This window comes from Herbaspirillum sp. 3R11, from assembly GCF_004563925.1.
Taxonomy (GTDB): Bacteria; Pseudomonadota; Gammaproteobacteria; order Burkholderiales; family Burkholderiaceae_D; genus Herbaspirillum.
The window spans coordinates 614,605-632,997 of the sequence record NZ_SPNJ01000004.1 but is presented as its reverse complement, the minus strand read 5'-3'; the positions used below and the strand labels follow the sequence as shown (position 1 = coordinate 632,997).

Annotated in this window: 16 protein-coding genes; 9 read left to right on the top strand and 7 right to left on the bottom strand. The window is 61.0% G+C overall.

The genetic code is table 11. From position 1 onward, the window contains the following. Positions 1 to 12 precede the first annotated feature (12 nt). Positions 13 to 525 carry a peptide deformylase gene (gene def / locus E4P32_RS19665; RefSeq protein ID WP_116435962.1) on the bottom strand — a complete coding sequence of 171 codons (513 nt, stop codon included), beginning with the start codon at positions 523 to 525 and terminating at the stop codon, positions 13 to 15. Between the two features lie 54 nt (positions 526 to 579). Between def and E4P32_RS19660 the strand changes: the two genes are divergently transcribed. From E4P32_RS19660 to E4P32_RS19645, 4 genes are all read left to right on the top strand, one after another. After that, positions 580 to 1,515: a hypothetical protein gene (locus E4P32_RS19660; RefSeq protein WP_135008770.1), complete on the top strand. Its 936-nt coding sequence runs from the start codon at positions 580 to 582 to the stop codon at positions 1,513 to 1,515. A gap of 50 nt (positions 1,516 to 1,565) precedes the next feature. Continuing rightward, positions 1,566 to 2,627, top strand: a complete 1,062-nt coding sequence (gene dprA, locus E4P32_RS19655; RefSeq protein WP_233526743.1) for a DNA-processing protein DprA — start codon at positions 1,566 to 1,568, stop codon at positions 2,625 to 2,627. Between the two features lie 159 nt (positions 2,628 to 2,786). Further along, positions 2,787 to 3,263, top strand: coding sequence for a DUF494 domain-containing protein (locus E4P32_RS19650; RefSeq protein WP_053195505.1), 477 nt, complete (start codon positions 2,787 to 2,789; stop codon positions 3,261 to 3,263). Between the two features lie 379 nt (positions 3,264 to 3,642). After that, complete coding sequence (locus E4P32_RS19645) at positions 3,643 to 6,297, top strand: DNA topoisomerase III (RefSeq protein WP_116435959.1); 2,655 nt, start codon at positions 3,643 to 3,645, stop codon at positions 6,295 to 6,297. Positions 6,298 to 6,408: 111 nt separating this feature from the next. On the opposite strand, the gene E4P32_RS19640 is transcribed toward E4P32_RS19645, so the two are convergent. After that, positions 6,409 to 7,182 (bottom strand): exodeoxyribonuclease III, encoded by a 774-nt coding sequence (locus E4P32_RS19640; protein ID WP_116435958.1) that lies wholly within the window; start codon positions 7,180 to 7,182, stop codon positions 6,409 to 6,411. Between the two features lie 135 nt (positions 7,183 to 7,317). Here E4P32_RS19640 and pyrE point away from each other — a divergent pair, with 135 nt between their 5' ends. After that, the gene (gene pyrE, locus E4P32_RS19635; protein ID WP_116435957.1) at positions 7,318 to 7,983 is read left to right on the top strand and encodes an orotate phosphoribosyltransferase; all 666 of its coding nucleotides are present in this window, start codon (positions 7,318 to 7,320) and stop codon (positions 7,981 to 7,983) included. Positions 7,984 to 8,079: 96 nt separating this feature from the next. Here the strand turns inward: pyrE and E4P32_RS19630 are convergent, their stop codons facing one another. From E4P32_RS19630 to gatC, 5 genes are all read right to left on the bottom strand, one after another. Further along, positions 8,080 to 8,592, bottom strand: coding sequence for a LapA family protein (locus E4P32_RS19630; RefSeq protein WP_116435956.1), 513 nt, complete (start codon positions 8,590 to 8,592; stop codon positions 8,080 to 8,082). 175 nt (positions 8,593 to 8,767) lie between these two features. Continuing rightward, the gene (locus E4P32_RS19625; protein WP_116435955.1) at positions 8,768 to 9,664 is read right to left on the bottom strand and encodes a TauD/TfdA family dioxygenase; all 897 of its coding nucleotides are present in this window, start codon (positions 9,662 to 9,664) and stop codon (positions 8,768 to 8,770) included. A gap of 218 nt (positions 9,665 to 9,882) precedes the next feature. Continuing rightward, complete coding sequence (gene gatB / locus E4P32_RS19620) at positions 9,883 to 11,343, bottom strand: Asp-tRNA(Asn)/Glu-tRNA(Gln) amidotransferase subunit GatB (RefSeq protein ID WP_116435954.1); 1,461 nt, start codon at positions 11,341 to 11,343, stop codon at positions 9,883 to 9,885. 50 nt (positions 11,344 to 11,393) lie between these two features. After that, positions 11,394 to 12,860 carry an Asp-tRNA(Asn)/Glu-tRNA(Gln) amidotransferase subunit GatA gene (gene gatA / locus E4P32_RS19615; RefSeq protein ID WP_116435953.1) on the bottom strand — a complete coding sequence of 489 codons (1,467 nt, stop codon included), beginning with the start codon at positions 12,858 to 12,860 and terminating at the stop codon, positions 11,394 to 11,396. Positions 12,861 to 12,945: 85 nt separating this feature from the next. Continuing rightward, the gene (gene gatC, locus E4P32_RS19610) at positions 12,946 to 13,248 is read right to left on the bottom strand and encodes an Asp-tRNA(Asn)/Glu-tRNA(Gln) amidotransferase subunit GatC (RefSeq protein WP_116435952.1); all 303 of its coding nucleotides are present in this window, start codon (positions 13,246 to 13,248) and stop codon (positions 12,946 to 12,948) included. A gap of 272 nt (positions 13,249 to 13,520) precedes the next feature. Here gatC and E4P32_RS19605 point away from each other — a divergent pair, with 272 nt between their 5' ends. From E4P32_RS19605 to mrdA, 4 genes are all read left to right on the top strand, one after another. Continuing rightward, complete coding sequence (locus tag E4P32_RS19605) at positions 13,521 to 14,564, top strand: rod shape-determining protein (RefSeq protein ID WP_116435951.1); 1,044 nt, start codon at positions 13,521 to 13,523, stop codon at positions 14,562 to 14,564. A 249-nt stretch (positions 14,565 to 14,813) separates the two neighbouring features. Continuing rightward, positions 14,814 to 15,914: a rod shape-determining protein MreC gene (gene mreC, locus E4P32_RS19600; RefSeq protein WP_116435950.1), complete on the top strand. Its 1,101-nt coding sequence runs from the start codon at positions 14,814 to 14,816 to the stop codon at positions 15,912 to 15,914. Next, positions 15,911 to 16,423: a rod shape-determining protein MreD gene (gene mreD, locus E4P32_RS19595; RefSeq protein WP_016832004.1), complete on the top strand. Its 513-nt coding sequence runs from the start codon at positions 15,911 to 15,913 to the stop codon at positions 16,421 to 16,423. The genes mreC and mreD overlap by 4 nt, the downstream gene beginning before the upstream one ends. A gap of 23 nt (positions 16,424 to 16,446) precedes the next feature. Then, positions 16,447 to 18,387 (top strand): penicillin-binding protein 2, encoded by a 1,941-nt coding sequence (mrdA, locus tag E4P32_RS19590; RefSeq protein WP_116435949.1) that lies wholly within the window; start codon positions 16,447 to 16,449, stop codon positions 18,385 to 18,387. The last annotated feature ends 6 nt before the right edge of the window (positions 18,388 to 18,393 follow it).

Genomic DNA, 18,393 nt, shown 5'->3' with positions numbered 1-18,393 from the left:
ATACCTGACTACTTATCCGCGCTTCAGTTCGCGTTCTTCCTTGAGCATCTTGGTCTTGATGCGATTGCGCTTGAGCGGCGACAGATATTCCACGAAGACCTTGCCCTTGAGGTGGTCCATCTCATGCTGGATGCAGACCGCCAGCAGGCCGTCGGCTTCCACTTCGAACTGCTTGCCGTCGGCATCGAAGGCGCGGGCCTTCACGCGTGCCGGACGTTCGACGCCGTCGTAAATGCCCGGCACCGACAGGCAGCCTTCGTCGTAGACCTGCTTCTCGTCGCTGGACCAGGTGATTTCCGGATTGATGAACACGCGCAGTTCGTTGTTGGTGTCGGACACGTCAATGACAAGCACCTGCTCGTGCACATCGATCTGGGTTGCCGCCAGGCCGACGCCAGGCGCGTCGTACATGGTTTCAGCCATGTCGGCGACGAGTTTCTTCAGGCGCTCGTCGAACACGGTGACGGGCTTGGCGACCTTGTGCAGGCGGGGGTCCGGGTAACGGAGGATATTCAATAAGGACATGCTTTTTTGCTCACTGCGCTATCTGCGCTCTACAGCGATAGCTGAGGGTTGTTCTTGCCAGTTCAAGGAATTGTCGGCAGAATCGACGTTTGTTGTCTTTATGTCAACAAAATTAAGCATGTTTCAACATGCCGATTCGGTCAATTGCCGCGATTTGTCGCTTTTTGGGCGAGATTTTTGAAAAATTTTATCATAGCCGCCGTGCTTCTCCTCTTGTCAGGCCTGTCCTGTGCGGTCCAGGTCGCGGTTTCGGAGGACGATGACGCAGGCGTACGGCTGGCGCCGGCGATGCGTCCGGGCGTGTTGCCGCAGCACGTGCAACGGACGCGACAGGCGATTGCGATCGCGCCGCTGCTGATCAACGCCGCGCAACTGGCGCAGGCCCTGCGCATCGTCGCAATGCCCGACCGGCGCACGTTGGCGGGCAAGGGTGATCGCATCGTGGGGGAAGGCAATTTGCACGGCGTGGCTGAATTCCGTGTTGTGCGGCCATCGTTGAAACTGCACGATCCATTGAGCGGAGAACATCTCGGCGACGAAGCTGTTGTGCTTGGCAAAGCAGTGCTGCAGCGTGAGGGCGCCGACAGTGCGCACAGTTTCTTCGTCACGTCGTCGACACAGGAAATCATGCAGGGCGACTTGCTGATTCCCGATGTCGCGCCGACCAAAGATTCCACCGCCACCCGACCCGGCGCAGCCGTGGACGCACAGATCATCTCCATCGTCGGCGGGGCCGCACATGCGGCGCAGCACCAAGCGGTCGGCATCAACAAAGGCGCTCGCGACCACATTGCCGCAGGCATGTCGCTGGGGCTGATCGCAAAAAATACGCAGCAGCAGGCAACAAGATCGCCGGTAAGCGAGAGCGGTCGCCTGTTGATATTTCGCGTCTACGACAGCGTGTCGTACGGGCTCATCACGGAGTCAGTCGAAGCGCTGCAGGTGGGGGACAAGGCGTTCGCGCCATTCATGGAATACACACCACATTGACCATTGCCAACCTCAACGACGCAGCCGAGCTGCGTGACTGGATCCGTTTCATGCAAACCGATGGTGTCGGCGTCGAAATGGCGCGCAGATTGCTGTCAACCTTCGGTCTGCCGGGCGACATCTTCAGCGCCGCCTTCGACGACCTGCGCGCCGTTGCGCCGGAACGCATTGCGCGCGCCTTGCTGCAACCGCCGACCGCGATGATGCAGAACCGGCTCGGGCTGACGCTGGACTGGGCGGCACAACCCGGCCATCGCATCCTCACGCTGGCTGATGCCGATTATCCGCAAGCGCTGCTCAACATTGCCGATCCGCCGATCCTGCTCTATATAAAAGGACGCAGTGCATTGCTGTCGGCCACCTCGCTGGCGGTCGTCGGCAGTCGCAACGCGACGGTGCAGGGGATACAGAACGCCGAGCGATTTTCCGAAGCCGCCAGCCGCTCGGCGCTGACCATCGTGTCGGGGCTGGCGCTGGGCATCGACGCGGCGGCGCATCACGGCGGCCTGCGCGGCAGCGGCTCCAGCGTCGCCGTGATCGGCACCGGCATCGACATCGTCTACCCGATGCGCAATCGGGGGTTGGCGCAACGCCTGGAGGAAGAGGGCTGCATCGTCAGCGAATACCCGCTCGGCATGCCGCCGGTGGCCGCCAATTTTCCCCGCCGCAATCGCATCATTTCCGGCCTGGCGCGCGCGGTGCTGGTCGTCGAAGCGGCGGCGCAATCGGGCTCGCTGATCACGGCGCGTACCGCGGCCGAGCAGGGCCGCGATGTTTTCGCGATTCCCGGTTCGATTCATTCGCCGTTGTCGAAGGGCTGTCATCAACTGATCAAGCAGGGCGCCAAACTGGTCGAGTCGGAACAGGACATTCTTGAAGAACTCGGCAAGCTGCCATTGCCGGCGCGGCGTGAGCAAATGCCCGTCATTGCGCCTGCAGATAGTGCCGCCGACGCGCTGCTCGGCGCGATGGGTTTCGATCCGGTCGATGCCGATGCGCTCAGCATGCGCAGCGGTCTCGGCGCCGCCGCGTTGAGCGAACGTCTGCTCGCGCTGGAGCTCGACGGCGCAGTGGAATGTCTGCCCGGAGGACGCTATCGGCGCGTGAATTGACGCAGACGAATTGCGTTGAAAAACGGACGTCAAACAAGACGTGAATAATCAGATAATGGTCAGACAACAACTCGCAAGATATTCTGCGCAAATCTCAAAATCCTGCCATACTGGATTCGTAGACTTGTGTTGTGTCAACCTTCGCGATAGAGTAGAGCCATGTTTGACGTCCTTGTTTATCTGTACGAAACCTATTACCGCCCCGATGCCTGCCCTGAACCAGCGGCCTTGGTCAAGAAATTGACCGCCATTGGTTTTGAGGACGAGGAAATCACCAGGGCGCTCGGTTGGCTCACCGATCTGGAAGAAGCCAATCACGAGTTCGCTGATCAGTATCCCCAGCAAACCGCCTTCTCCTTCGGTATCCGCATTTACGCCCAGCAAGAGATGGATGTGCTCGGCACCGAAGCCGTCGGCTTCATCCAGTTCCTCGAATCCGCCAAGATGCTCAACGCCGTGCAGCGCGAAATCGTCATCGAACGCGCCCTTGCTGTCGGTGACGCGCCGGTATCGCTGGAAAAGCTCAAGGTCATCGTGCTGATGGTCTTGTGGAGCCAGGGCAAGGAACCGGACGGCCTGATGTTCGACGAACTGTTCCTCGACGAAGACGACGCCGAACCGCGGTTGTTGCACTGAATTTGCACTGAATCTGCACTGAACTTGCATCGAACTTGCATCGAGTGCAACGAAAAGACGGCGTCCATTGCGACGCCGTTTTTCATGTGGCCGGCGCTTTGCACGACCACGGGGAGGGCGCTGCGATCAGCGCTTGTTTTATCCTGATTCGCCTGCAGATTGTCCAAAACGGCCAAGTCACCGGGGAGCCACGGCCGCACCGCGGTGCTTGCCGTTTGTTCTGCAACGCGCTTATCATTCCCCCGCACTGCTCAAATATTAGCTACTATATAAAAAGCATATTGCCAATACGCAATAGAAATTGCGCCTCAGCGCCACATTTTGGCGCGGCCGGGCATCAGCCTACGACCCCTTTGCATCCTCTTTTGAGAACACATTTATGAGCAAGACCCTCATCATTGCCGAGAAGCCCTCTGTCGCGAACGACATCGCGAAGACGCTCGGCGGCTTTACCAAGCACGATGAGTATTTCGAATCCGACGAATACGTCCTGTCCTCGGCCGTGGGCCATCTGCTGGAAATCGCGGTGCCCGAGGAATACGACGTCAAGCGCGGCAAGTGGACCTTCACCCATTTGCCGATGATTCCGCCGCACTTTGCGCTCAACCCGATCGCCAAGACCGAGTCGCGCCTCAAGGCGCTCAACAAGCTGATCAAGCGCAAGGACGTCACCGGCCTGATCAACGCATGTGACGCCGGGCGGGAAGGTGAACTGATTTTCCGCCTGATCGCGCAATACACCAAGGCCAAGCAGCCGGTGCAGCGCCTCTGGCTGCAATCGATGACGCCGGGCGCGATCCGTGACGGTTTCGCCAACCTGCGCAAGGACGAAGACATGCTGCCGCTGGCCGACGCCGCCCGCTGCCGCAGCGAAGCGGACTGGCTGATCGGCATCAACGGCACGCGCGCCATGACCGCGTTCAATTCGAAGGAAGGCGGCTTCTACCTGACCACCGTCGGTCGCGTGCAGACGCCGACCCTGTCGATCGTGGTCGAGCGCGAAGAGAAGATCAAGAAGTTCGTCTCCCGCGATTTCTGGGAAGTACGCGCCGACTTCGTCTGCGCCGCCGGCATCTATGAAGGCCGCTGGCTCGACAAGCAGCACAAGAAGGACGAGAACGATCCCGAGAAGCGCCCTGAGCGCCTGTGGAGCAAGGCCGCCGCCGAATCGATCGTGGCCGCCTGCCGCGGCAAGATCGGCAACGTCACCGAAGAATCCAAGCCGACCACGCAAATGGCGCCCGGCCTGTTCGACCTGACCAGCCTGCAACGCGAAGCCAACTCGCGCTTCGGTTTCTCCGCCAAGAACACGCTCGGCCTGGCCCAGGCGCTGTATGAAAAGCACAAGGTGCTGACCTATCCGCGTACCGACTCGCGTCATCTGCCGGAAGATTACGTGCAGACCGTCAAGGACACGCTGGACACCCTGTCCGAGAGCAACAATTACCATCAGTTCTCGAAGCAGATCCTCAAGCAGGGCTGGGTCAAGCCGAACAAGCGCATCTTCGACAACACCAAGATCAGTGATCACTTTGCGATCATCCCGACCACGCAAGCACCGAAGAATCTGTCCGAACCGGAACAGAAGCTGTACGACCTGGTGACGCGCCGCTTCATGGCGGTGTTCTTCCCGGCCGCGGAATTCCAGGTCACCACGCGCTTCACCGAAGTCTCCGGCCATCAGTTCAAGACTGAGGGCAAGGTCATGACCAACCCGGGCTGGCTGGCGATCTACGGCAAGGACGTGGTCGACGAGAAAGACGAAAACAGCGGCACGCTGGTCGCCGTCGCCAAGGACGAAAAGGTCCAGACCGACAAGATTACTGCCAACGGCCTGGTCACCAAACCGCCTGCGCGTTACACCGAAGCGACGCTGCTGTCGGCCATGGAAGGCGCCGGCAAGCTGATCGACTCCGACGAGCTGCGAGAAGCGATGGCCGGCAAGGGCCTCGGCACGCCGGCGACGCGTGCGGCCATCATCGAAGGCCTGATCAACGAAAAATACCTGCTGCGCGAAGGCCGCGAAATGATGCCGACCGCCAAGGCGTTCCAGCTCATGACGCTGCTGCACGGCCTCGGCGTGGATGAACTGACCGAACCTGAATTGACCGGCGAGTGGGAGCAGAAGCTGGCGCAGATGGAACGCGGCAAGATCAGCCGTGAAGAGTTCATGCGCGAGATCGCGCAGATGACGCAAATCATCGTCAAGCGCGCCAAGGAATACAACAACGACACGATTCCCGGCGACTACGCGACGCTGAAGACGCCGTGCCCGAATTGCGGCAGCGTGGTGAAGGAAAACTATCGCCGTTTCGCCTGCACCAAGTGCGAATTCTCGATGAGCAAGACGCCGGCCGGCCGCCAGTTTGAAATCCCGGAAGTGGAAGAATTGCTGGCCAATCGCACCATCGGTCCGCTGCAAGGTTTCCGCTCCAAGATGGGCCGTCCGTTTGCGGCGATCCTGAAGATTTCACGCGACGAAGAAATCAAGAACTTCAAGCTGGAATTCGACTTCGGCCAGAACGACGACGACAGCGGTGAACCGGTCGATTTCAGCGAGCAGACCCCACTCGGCCCTTGCCCGAAATGCGGCAGCGGCGTCTACGAAATGGGTCTGGCCTACGTCTGCGAAAAGCAGGTCGCGAAGCCGAAGGCCTGCGACTTCCGCAGCGGCCGCATCATCCTGCAGCAGGAAATCCTGCCGGAACAGATGGTCAAGCTGCTCAATGAGGGCAAGACCGATTTGCTGCCGGGCTTCATCTCGCAACGCACGCGCCGTCCGTTCAAGGCTTTCCTGTCACGCGGCAAGGACGGCAAGATCAGCTTCGAGTTCGAGGAACGCAAGGCCAAGGCGCCGGCCAAGGGCAAGGCTGCAGCAGCCGCTGCAGAGGGCGACGAAGCAGCCACTGCAACCGCGACCAAGGCGAAGGCCAAGCCGGCTGCAGCAGCAGCCAAGAAGCCGGCCGCCAAGAAACCTGCGGCTAAAAAGCCGGCTGCGAAAAAGGCTGCACCGAAGAAAGCCGCCGCTGCTTAAGTAATCATCGGCGCACAAAAAAGCCCTCGCTAGCGAGGGCTTTTTCATGGCCGGTGCAGATGTTGGCACAGATGCCGATGTCGACGCTGAGGCGCCAGGCATCGGGTGGATTTACTTGTAATCGATCGTCAGCGGCGAATGATCCGAGAAGCGTGCGGTCTTGTAGATCGCCGCCGTCTTGGCCTTCTTGGCGATGCCGGCAGTCGCGATGTGATAATCGATGCGCCAGCCGACATTGTTGGCCCAGGCCTGGCCGCGGTTGCTCCACCAGGTGTAGGCATCGCCGGTGGTTTCCGGATGGATGGTGCGGTAGACGTCGACCAGGCCCAGTTCGTCGAACACGCGCGTCAGCCAGGCGCGTTCTTCAGGCAGGAAGCCGGAATTCTTCTGGTTGCTCTTCCAGTTCTTCAGATCGATTTCCTTGTGCGCGATGTTCCAGTCGCCGCAGATGACGATCTCGCGACCGCTGTTCTTCAATTCCTGCAAGTGCGGCAGGAACACTTCCATGAAGCGGAACTTGGCTTGCTGGCGCTCTTCGCTTGACGAGCCCGACGGGCAGTACAGCGAGATCACGGTGAGGTCGCCAAAGTCGCATTCGACGTAGCGGCCTTCGTCGTCAAACTCCTGCGTACCGAAGCCGATGCGCACCGCGTCCGGGGTGCGCTTGCTGTAGACGCCGACGCCCGAATAGCCCTTCTTCTGGGCGTAGTGGAAATGACCGACATAGCCTTCCGGCGCGAGGAACTCCGGCGACATGTCGGCTTCCTGGGCCTTCAGTTCCTGCACGCAGATGAAGTCGGCGGATTCCTTGGCCATCCATTCGAAGAAACCCTTTTTGGCGGCGGAGCGGATGCCGTTGAGATTGGCGGAGACGATTTTTGGCATGGGGAAACTCACGTAAAAGTCAGGCGCGTAGCATACCTGATTCATTTAAAATGTGGGTTTTGCAGGCCGCTGTATGTATTCGCAGCGCTTCTTCATCGCAGTGCCGGTCTGCATGTCATTTTCCAGGAATGTATTTTGAGCAACTTACGACAAGAATTCATTGAGTTTGCCGTGTCCGCAGGCGTGTTGCGCTTCGGCGAGTTCGTCACTAAGGCCGGCCGCACTTCTCCTTACTTCTTCAACGCCGGGCTGTTCAACGAAGGTGCGGCGCTGGCCAAGGTGGCGCAGTTCTACGCCCAGACCTTGCAGGAGTCCGGCCTGCAATACGACATGCTGTTCGGCCCCGCCTACAAGGGCATCACGCTGGCCTCGGCCACCGCCGTCGCGCTGGCCGGCCAGGGCCGCAACGTGCCGTTCGCCTACAACCGCAAGGAAGCCAAGGACCACGGCGAAGGCGGCACCATCGTCGGCGCCAAGCTGCAGGGTCGCGTGGTGATCATCGACGACGTGATTTCGGCCGGCACCTCGGTGCGCGAATCGGTGGACATGATCCGTGCTGCGGGCGCTACCCCATGCGCGGTCCTGATCGCGCTGGACCGCATGGAGCGCTCGGGTAAGGATGACGCCTTGTCGGCGCTGTCCGCGGTGCAGGAAGTGGGCAAGGCCTACGACATGCCGGTGATCTCGATCGGCAACCTCAACGACCTGCTGCAATATCTGGCGCAGGCCGGCGCCGATGCGCAACTGTCGCAGTACAAGGATGCCGTGGCGGCTTACCGCACGCGTTACGGCGTGCAATAAGGCAAATCCGTCATCTGCAGGCATTAAAAAAGCCCCTGGTCATCGCGACCCGGGGCTTTTTTTGACCTGCTGCTTCTTGTGCTTTTACAGCAAGCTTCAGACGGTGGCTCTGACGCCTGCTACTCCGGTCGTACCGACGCCGAGGCGTTGCAGGCGATCATCCAGCTCGCCGATCTGCGCAGCGACCGCGTTCTCCGTCAGCTGGCCGCGTTGCTGGATGTCCTGCTGCACCGATTCGATCTTGTTGGTCAGCGCGCTCAGGTGCGCGTTCTGGCGTTGCTGCAGCTGCTGCAATTCGCTTTGCAGGTAACCGCGCAATTCGATGAAGCGTGATTTCTCGGCCTGGTCTGCCAGCTCGCGCTGCGTATCGAGCTGCTTGGTCAGCCGGCGCGCTTCGAACAGCGCGCTGGTTTGCAGCGCCATCACGTACATCAGGAAAACCGCTGTGAGAATCACCACCACGCCCAGCATCACCAGTCCCAGCGGCGCCTGGAAGTCGGTGAACACCAGCGTCAACGGCGTCGGTGCGAGGAAGGCTTCCCAGTTGACGGCGGCGAAGATGGCGACCAGCGCCAGCACCACGATCATAAAAGTTGTACGGAATTTCATGTGCATTCTCCTGTTGTTGTTCGAATAAGGCCGCAGGCGCAAGGCAGGGCCATCCGAACTTTGGACCAGCGGCGTGCACCGCCGTTCCTTAGCGATCGGAAACAATGCCTTGCAGGCAATAAAAAAGCCCTCTTGCGAGGGCTTTTTCCGTTGAGACTTGTCGGATAGGCAAGCTTCAGACCGGTACGTCGCCTTCCACCGTAGTACGGTACAGCGTACGGCGCAGGTGCTGTGGCGTGATGGCGGCGTAATGCTGGGTGCTGCGGTTGTCCCAGAATACGATGTCGTGCGGTTGCCATTGATGGCGGTAGACGTTCTCCGGACGCGTGATGTGCGCATGCAGGGTCTTGAGCAGTTCATCGCTTTCATCGCGCGGGATGCCGATGATGTGCGAGGTGAAGCCCTCGCTGACGAACAGGATCTTGCGGCCGCTTTCCGGATGCGTGGTGATGACCGGATGCTCCACCGGCGGCACGTCGTCGATCTGCTTTTGCGTCAGCTCCTGACGCCACGGCGACAGCTTGCGCAGCCGTTCGTAGCGGTAGACGTAGGAGTGCACGGCGCGCTTGCCTTCCAGCAGCTTCTTGATCTCGGCCGGCAGCGTGTCGTAGGCGTCGGCGGTGTTGGCGAACAGCGTGTCGCCCTGTTCGGCAGGCAGCTCCTGCGAATGCAGCAGCGCGCCCAGGCTGGGCTTGGGCATGTACGAGAGATCAGAATGCCAGTCGGCGCCGGCGTCGACCAGGCCGATCGGTTTGCCGTCTTCGAGCACGTTCGAGACGATCAGGATTTCCGGATAATTCTTCAGGTGGAAGCGGTTCAGCACATGCACCTGTAGCGGGCCGAAGCGGCGGCTGAAGGCGACGTGCTGGTCCGGTGTGATGCGCTGGTCGCGGAACACCACCACGTTGTGTTTGACCAGTGCTGCACGAATCTCGGCCAGTTCGCGGTCGGACACCGGCAGGTTGAGGTCGAGACCGGTGATTTCGGCGCCCAGCGGGCCGCCGAAGGCGCGGATGGTGAAGTCTTGTTCCGCCGCGGCGGTCCGGGTTTGCAGTGCGCTTGCGCTGGACATGATGAGTCTGGCTCCGTTGCCGGACGATGCCGCTCAGCTTGGGGCTGGCGACCTCGCTCCGAATATGGGTAAAACAAGGATTACACGCCTCGCCAGCCGGGCCAGCAAGTAATAAGTTTTCATAACCATATGCGTTTTTTGCGCATTGTGTCGCGTAGAAACGAAAAAGCCGCTGCAACAGCAGCGGCTTTGATCGTCATGACCGACAAAAACAGTGGTCAGCCGGCCAGTTTTTTGCGCAGCAACTCGGTCAGTTGCGCCGGATTGGCCTTGCCCTTGGTGGCTTTCATGGCTTGGCCGATCAGTGCATTGATGGCCTGTTCCTTGCCGGAGCGGAACTCCGCGACCGATTTTTCATTGGCCGCCAGCACTTGGTCGACGATGGCTTCCAGCGCGCCGCTGTCGGAAATCTGCTTCAGGCCCTTGGCGTCGATGATGTCGTCGGCCAGCGTGTCCTTGTCGGACTTGGCTTCCCACATGCCGGCGAAGACTTCCTTGGCGATCTTGTTGGAGATGGTGCCGTCGGCGATGCGCTTCAACAGCAGCGCAAACTGCACGGCGCTGACCGGCGCGGCGGCGATGTCGGTGTCTTCGCGGTTGAGCGTCGAGGCGACGTCGCCCATGAGCCAGTTGGCGGCGGGTTTGGCCTGTTCCTTGCCGGCGGCGGTGACCACCGCTTCGAAGTAGGACGCCATTGCCTTCGATTGCGTCAGTACGGCGGCGTCGTATTCGGTCAGCGCGTAATCGCCGACGAAACGCTCGCGCATCGCGCCCGGCAATTCCGGCATGGTGGCTTTGACGCGCTCTATCCATTCTTGCGCGATGACCAGCGGCGGCAGATCAGGGTCGGGGAAGTAACGGTAATCCTGCGCGTCTTCCTTGCTGCGCATCGAGCGCGTTTCCTTCTTGTCCGGATCGTACAGGCGGGTTTCCTGCACCACGGTGCCGCCGTCTTCGATCAGTTCGACCTGGCGCCGCACTTCGTAGTTGATCGCGTCTTCCATGAAGCGGAACGAGTTGAGGTTCTTGATCTCGCAGCGGGTGCCGTATTCCTTCTGGCCGACCGGGCGCACCGAGACGTTGGCGTCGCAGCGGAACGAGCCTTCCTGCATGTTGCCGTCGCAGATGCCGAGCCACATCACCAGCGAGTGCAGCGCCTTGGCGTAGGCCACGGCTTCGGCGGCGCTGCGCATGTCGGGTTCGGTGACGATTTCCAGCAGCGGCGTGCCGGCGCGGTTGAGGTCGATGCCGGTCATGCCCTGGTAGTCTTCATGCAGCGACTTGCCGGCGTCTTCTTCCAGATGCGCGCGAGTCAGCTGCAGCGTCTTGATCTCGGCCTTGCCGTCCTTCTCGAGCACGAAGGAAATCTTGCCGCCCTGGACCACCGGGATTTCAAACTGGCTGATCTGGTAACCCTTGGGCAGATCGGGATAAAAATAGTTTTTGCGCGCGAACACCGAGCGCGGCGCAATCGTCGCGCCGATCGCCAGGCCGAACTGGATGGCGCGTTCGACCGCGCCCTTGTTCAGCACCGGCAAGACGCCCGGCAAGGCCAGGTCGACCGGGCTGGCCTGGGTGTTGGGGGCGGAGCCGAACTGTGTCGACGAGCCGCTGAAAATTTTGGATTCGGTCGAAAGCTGCGTGTGCGTTTCCAGACCGATGACGACTTCCCACTGCATAGTATTCCTCGCTGATTCTGTATTCGTTTCGTGGCGTTGCGGACGGGCGATCAAGCCGGTGCACGCAGATGCCAGTCGGTGACTTGCTGATATTGGTGGGCGACGTTGAGCAAGCGCGCTTCATCGTAGTAGCTGCCGATGATTTGCAGGCCGACCGGACGCTTGCCGTTCTTTTCGCCCTGACCAAATCCGCAGGGGATCGACATGCCCGGCAGACCCGCCAGGCTGGTCGACAGCGTGAAGATGTCGGCCAGGTAATTGGCCACAGGATCGTCGGTCTTGTCGCCCAGGTCCCATGCCACGGTCGGCGAGACCGGTCCCATGATGACGTCGCACTTGCGGTCCGGGCCGGTCAGCGCGTTCTGGAAATCCTGCGCGATCAGGCGGCGGATTTTTTGCGCCTGCAGGTAGTAGGCATCGTAGTAGCCGTGCGACAGCACATAGGCGCCGACCAGGATGCGGCGCTTCACTTCATCGCCGAAACCTTCCGCGCGCGACTTCTTGTACATGTCGGCGAGGTCCTTGTAATCGGCGGCGCGATGGCCGTAGCGCACGCCGTCGAAACGCGACAGGTTCGACGATGCTTCAGCCGGTGCAATCACGTAATACACCGGGATCGACAGTTCGGTTTTCGGCAGCGAAATATCGACCAGTGTGGCGCCGAGTTTTTCGTATTCCGCGAGTGCGGCGCGTACCGCCTGTTCGACATCGGCGGCCAGGCCGGCGCCGAAGAATTCCTTCGGCACGCCGATGCGCAGACCCTTGACGCTGTCGTTCAGTGAACGAGTGAAATCTTCCTTCGGGCGTTCGATGCTGGTCGAATCGCGCTGATCGAAACCGCTCATGGCGTTGAGCAGCAGGCCGCAGTCTTCGGCGGTCTTGGCGATCGGGCCACCCTGGTCGAGCGACGACGCAAACGCGATCATGCCGTAGCGCGAGACGCTGCCGTAAGTCGGCTTGATGCCGGTCACGCCGCACAGCGACGACGGCTGGCGGATCGAGCCGCCGGTGTCGGTACCGGTGGCGGCCGGCGCCAGGCGCGCGGCAATCGCGGCGGCCGAACCGCCGGACGAACCGCCGGGCACGGCGCGCTTGTCCCACGGGTTTTTCACGGCGCCGAAATAAGAATTTTCGTTACCCGAACCCATAGCGAATTCATCGCAGTTGAGTTTGCCCAATGTAACAGTGCCGGCAGCGTTGAACTGTTCCACCACGGTTGCATCAAACGGGCTTACATAATTTTCCAGCATCTTCGAACCGGCCGTGGTGCGCCATCCGCGCGTCACGAACAAGTCCTTGTGCGCGATCGGGATGCCGGTCAACGGCGTGACGTCGCCTGCGGCGATGCGCTGATCAGCTTGCGCGGCCTGCTGCAAAGTCAGTTCACGGTCGACGTGCAGGAAGGCGTTGAGGTCGCTCTGTCCGATGCGGTCGAGGAACAGCGTGGCCAGTTCGGCCGCGGAAATTTTCTTGGTCTGCAAGAGCGTCGACAGCTCTTTGATGGTCTTGGTATGCATGAAAAAATGTCGTTTCAGGTTCGGTGAGGCTGAGGCGCCGAAGCGTCTTTTTTTTGTGCGCAGTTTTTCTGCGCAGCGGCGTGATTTATTCGATGACCTTGGGCACCAGGTACAGGCCGTCCTGGGTCGCCGGCGCCGGTTGCTGGTAGGCCTCGCGCTGGTTGGTTTCGGTCACCTTGTCGTCGCGCAGGCGCAGCGACAGGTCGGCGGTCAGCGCCGCAATCGGATGGCTCAGCGGCTCGATGCCGGTCGTATCCACGGCGCGCATCTGTTCCACCAGCGAAAAGATGCTGTTGAGTTTTTCCAGGGTTTGGCCGGCTTGTTCATCCGTCAACTCGAGACGGGACAGGTTGGCAATGCGTTTCACATCGGAAAGGGCAAGAGTCATGATAGGAAGGTGCGCGCCGGGCGCAAAAACTAATGTGTTGAAAAATCGGATCGCCATGATGGCAAATGCGCAGGTAAAAGCCTGCAAAAACGCAGAAAAATCTCTTATCAGGCAAGGATGGCTGGCTATTTTGCCTGCTGGTTTCTGCCAAATTATAAGGTAGAATGTAGGACTAATGCCTTGCGGGCGCCGTATTTGTGTCGCCGCGGCTTAAAAAGACACCCCCACTTACCAAATGCAACGCGCGCGACTCTGGCGCATCAGGACAATTCATGTTTGGATTTTTACGCAGTTATTTCTCTAACGACCTCGCAATTGACCTTGGAACGGCAAACACACTGATTTACGTACGCGGTCAGGGCATCGTCCTCGACGAACCGTCCGTGGTCGCCATCCGTCAGCAAGGCGGTCCCAACGGCAAGAAGACCATCCAGGCGGTCGGCAGAGAAGCGAAACAGATGCTGGGCAAGGTTCCCGGCAACATCGAGGCGATCCGCCCGATGAAAGACGGCGTGATTGCCGATTTCACCGTCACCGAGCAGATGCTCAAGCAATTCATCCGCATGGTGCATGACTCCAAGCTGTTCCGTCCGTCCCCGCGCATCATCATCTGCGTGCCGTGCGGCTCGACCCAGGTCGAACGTCGTGCGATCCGCGAATCGGCGCTGGGCGCCGGCGCTTCGCAGGTCTACCTGATCGAAGAACCGATGGCTGCGGCAATCGGCTCCGGCCTGCCGGTCTCGGACGCCACCGGCTCGATGGTGGTCGACATCGGCGGCGGCACCACGGAAGTCGGCATCATTTCGCTGGGCGGCATGGTGTACAAGGGTTCGGTGCGTGTCGGCGGCGACAAATTCGATGAAGCCATCGTCAACTACATCCGCCGCAACTACGGCATGCTGATCGGCGAGCAAACCGCCGAAGCGATCAAGAAGGCCATCGGCTCCGCTTTCCCGGGCTCCGAAGTCAAGGAAATGGAAGTCAAGGGCCGCAACCTGTCCGAAGGCATTCCACGCTCGTTCACCATCTCCAGCAACGAAATCCTGGAAGCGCTGACCGATCCGCTCAACAACATCGTGTCCGCCGTCAAGAACGCGCTGGAACAGACGCCGCCGGAACTGGGCGCCGACATCGCCGAAAAGGGCATGATGCTGACCGGTGGCGGTGCGCTGCTGCGCGATCTGGACCGTTTGCTGATGGAAGAAACCGGCCTGCCGGTGATCGTGGCGGAAGACCCGCTGACTTGCGTGGTGCGCGGTTCCGGCATGGCGCTCGATCGCATGGACAAACTGGGTTCGATCTTCTCCAACGAATAATTCTCCGCCACAGGAGTCCGGCCAACCTCGAGGAACCGAAACGCGCCTATGACTGAGCACAAGCAGATTGGGTCGGTGCTGCGAACCAAACGTTCGCACAACGGCCAAATCTCGACTGCTGCAGCGCGTTGCCTTCCTGACATTGGCCGGAATCTTCCCGGTATCCGCTCGCTGTTCTCCCTTCAGCCCGCCGTGTGCGGGCTGTTGCGGTTTTCGGCTTACCCGGCATCGGTCTCGGCCTGACGACACATGGATATCCCACCACTCTTCAAGCAAGGCGCCTCGGCCCGCGCCCGCGCCGGCTTTTTCGCGCTGATTGCGATCATCATGCTGGTGGTCGATTCGCGCATGCATGCGCTGTCGATGGTGCGCCAGGCGGTCGGCACGGTGCTGTATCCGTTCCAGGTGGTCGCGATGGTGCCGCGCGATGCCGCCTACAAGGTCGATGACTACTTCAATTCCCTGACGGCGCTGCAAAAGGAAAACGACGGGCTGCGCCGCCAGCAGGCCCTGAACGCCCAGCTGATGCAGCAGGAGCGCCAGATGGCCGCCGAAAACAGCCAGCTGCGCAAGCTGCTGAGCATGCAGCAACGCATGACCAACAAATCGGTGGTCGGTGAAATTCTCTACGATGCGCGCGATCCGTTCACCCGCAAGATCATCCTCAATCGCGGTTCGCAGCAGGGCGTCGCGCCCGGCCAGCCGGTGATTGACGACGTCGGCATCGTCGGCCAGGTCACACGCGTATTTCCGTTCACGGCCGAAGTCACGCTGCTGACCGACAAGGACCAGGCGATCCCGGTGCAGGTCCTGCGCAACGGCCTGCGCAGCGTGGCCTACGGTCGCGGCCAGTCGGGCGTGCTGGACCTGCGCTTCATGGCGGCCAACGCCGACATCCAGAAGGGCGACGCGCTGGTCACTTCGGGCATCGACGGCATCTATCCGCCGGGCTTGTCGGTGGCGACGGTGCAACAGGTCGAAACCAAGTCGACCGACGCCTTCGCCCACATCGTCTGCCTGCCGGCTGCCGGCGTCGACCGCCACAAGCAATTGCTGATCCTGCTGGTTGAACAAACTATCGCGCCGCGTCCGGATCCTGAAGGCGCCGGCGAGAAGGTCGACAAGCTGCTCAAGCGCCGCCTGCGCGACAGCGCCAAGGAAAGCGACGCCGTGGCGCCGAAGGATGCGCCTAACGAAGAACGCAAGGGCGTCGCGCCTGCAGCCGGGGCCGCTGCGGCAACTCCGGCTGCCTCCGCCGCTGCAGCGCCGGCCGCCAAAACGGCTACACCGGCCAAACCAGCCACACCGTCGGCGGCAACGCCGGCGCAACCCGCCAAGAGCGCCCGATGAACGATCCGCACTACATCCTGCTGCCGGCCAATCCGCTGTTCATCGCGCTGAGCCTGGTGGCGGCCTTCCTGCTCAACCTGCTGCCGTGGGGGCAATGGGTCGGGGTGCCCGATTTCGTAGCGCTGGTGCTGGTGTTCTGGGCCATCCACGAACCGCGCAAGATCGGCATCAGCATCGCCTTCATGATGGGCCTGCTGATGGACGTCAACGAAGCCACGCTGCTCGGCGAAAATGCGCTGGCCTACACGCTGCTGTCCTACTTCTCGATCATGATCCACCGCCGCGTGCTGTGGTTCCCGGTCGGCACCCAGGCGCTGCACATCCTGCCGCTGCTGTTGTTGACGCAGGCGGTGCAACTGCTTGTGCGCCTGATCGTCAGCGGCAAATTCCCGCATTGGTACTACTTCAGCGAAAGTTTCGTCTGCGCCCTGCTGTGGCCGGTGGTGGCATGGCTGCTGCTGGCGCCGCAACGACGTGCGATCAATCGTGACGATAATCGTCCGATCTAGACCCGGTCACCAGACGCTCCAACATGACAGAGTTCAAAAACACCGAGCATGAACTGAAGCTCTTCCGGCTGCGCCTGTTCGCAGTCGCGGTGCTGGTGCTGGTGTGTTTCAGCCTGCTGATGGCGCGCTTTGTCTGGCTGCAGATCGTGCGCCATGATGCCTACGCCGCGCAGGCCGAAGAAAACCGCATCTCGGTGGTGCCCATCGTGCCCAACCGCGGCCTGATCCTGGACCGCAACGGCGTCGTGCTGGCGCGCAATTACTCCGCCTATACGCTGGAAATCACGCCGTCCAAAATCGCCGGCAGCCTTGATGACCTGGTCGATCAGTTGAGCTTGCTGGTCGACATTCAGCCGAAAGACCGGCGCCGTTTCCGCAAGCTGCTGGAAGAATCCAAGAATTTCGAAAGTCTGCCGATCCGCACGCGCCTGACCGACGAGGAAGTCGCCAAGTTCACCGCCCAGCGTTACCGCTTTCCCGGCGTCGACATCCAGGCGCGCCTGTTCCGTCAATACCCGTACGGCAAAACCGCCGCGCACGTGATCGGCTACATCGGCCGCATCAGCCAGCGTGACGCCGACCGCATCTCCGACTCCGACGACGAAGCCAATTACAACGGCACCGACTACATCGGCAAGGAAGGCCTCGAGAAGAGCTACGAGACCCAGCTGCACGGCACTACCGGTTACGAAGAAGTCGAGATCTCCGCCGGCGGCCGCGCCGTGCGCACGCTCTCGCGCACGCCTGCGAGTCCCGGCCAGAACCTGATCCTGTCGATCGACATCGAGCTGCAAAAAGTGATCGAAGAAGCCTTCGGCGACCGCAAGGGCGCGTTGGTGGCGATCGACCCGGCCACCGGCGACATTCTTGCCTACGTCTCGCAGCCGTCCTTCGATCCCAACGTGTTCGTCGAAGGCATCGACCAGCAAACCTGGGACGAGCTCAACAATTCGCCTGATCGTCCGCTCATCAATCGTCCGCTGTCGGGCACCTATCCACCCGGCTCGACTTACAAGCCGTTCATGGCGCTGGCCGCGTTGGAACTGGGCAAGCGCAAGCCGAGCGACACCATCCGCGACCCCGGGTTCTTCTGGCTCGGCAACCACAAGTTCCGCGACGACAAGGAAGGCGGGCACGGCGTGGTCGACATGTATCGCTCGATCGTGGTCTCTTGCGACACCTATTACTACATGCTGGCCAACGACCTTGGCGTCGACGCCATCCACGATTTCATGAAGCCGTTCGGCTTCGGCCAGGTCACCGGCATCGATCTCGAACACGAGCGCAAGGGCCTGCTGCCGTCCACCACCTGGAAGCGCAATGCCTACCGCAAGCCGGAGCAGCGCAAGTGGTACGCCGGCGAAACCATTTCGCTGGGCATCGGCCAGGGCTACAACGCCTTCACGCCGATCCAGATGGCGCACGCGACTGCGACGCTGGCCAACAACGGCATCGTGATGAAGCCGCATCTGGTCAAGATGATCGAGGACGGCGTCACGCATGTCCGCACCGTCACCGTGCCGAAGGAAAGCTATCGCATTCCGCTGAAGCAGGAAAATATCGACGTCATCAAGCAGGCCATGGTCGGCGTCAACAAGGAAGGCACCGGTGCACGGGTGTTCGCCGGCGCCGAATACACCTCGGCCGGCAAGAGCGGCACCGCGCAGGTGGTGTCGATCAAGAAGAACGAGAAGTACGACGCCAAGCGCCTGGCCACGCATCTGCTGGACAATGCCTTGTTCACGGCGTTTGCCCCGGCCGACAAGCCGCGCATCGCGTTGTCGGTCATCGTCGAAAACGGCGGCTGGGGCGCGGAAGCTGCGGCGCCGCTGGCGCGCAAGGCGATCGACTTCTACCTGCTCGGCAAACGTCCCGGCGACAAGGCCAAGGCTGCGGCCGCCAAGGATAGCGAAGCCGCCTCACAACCCGCAACGGACGCGGTCGGCAACGATCTCAGGGACTGAACAATA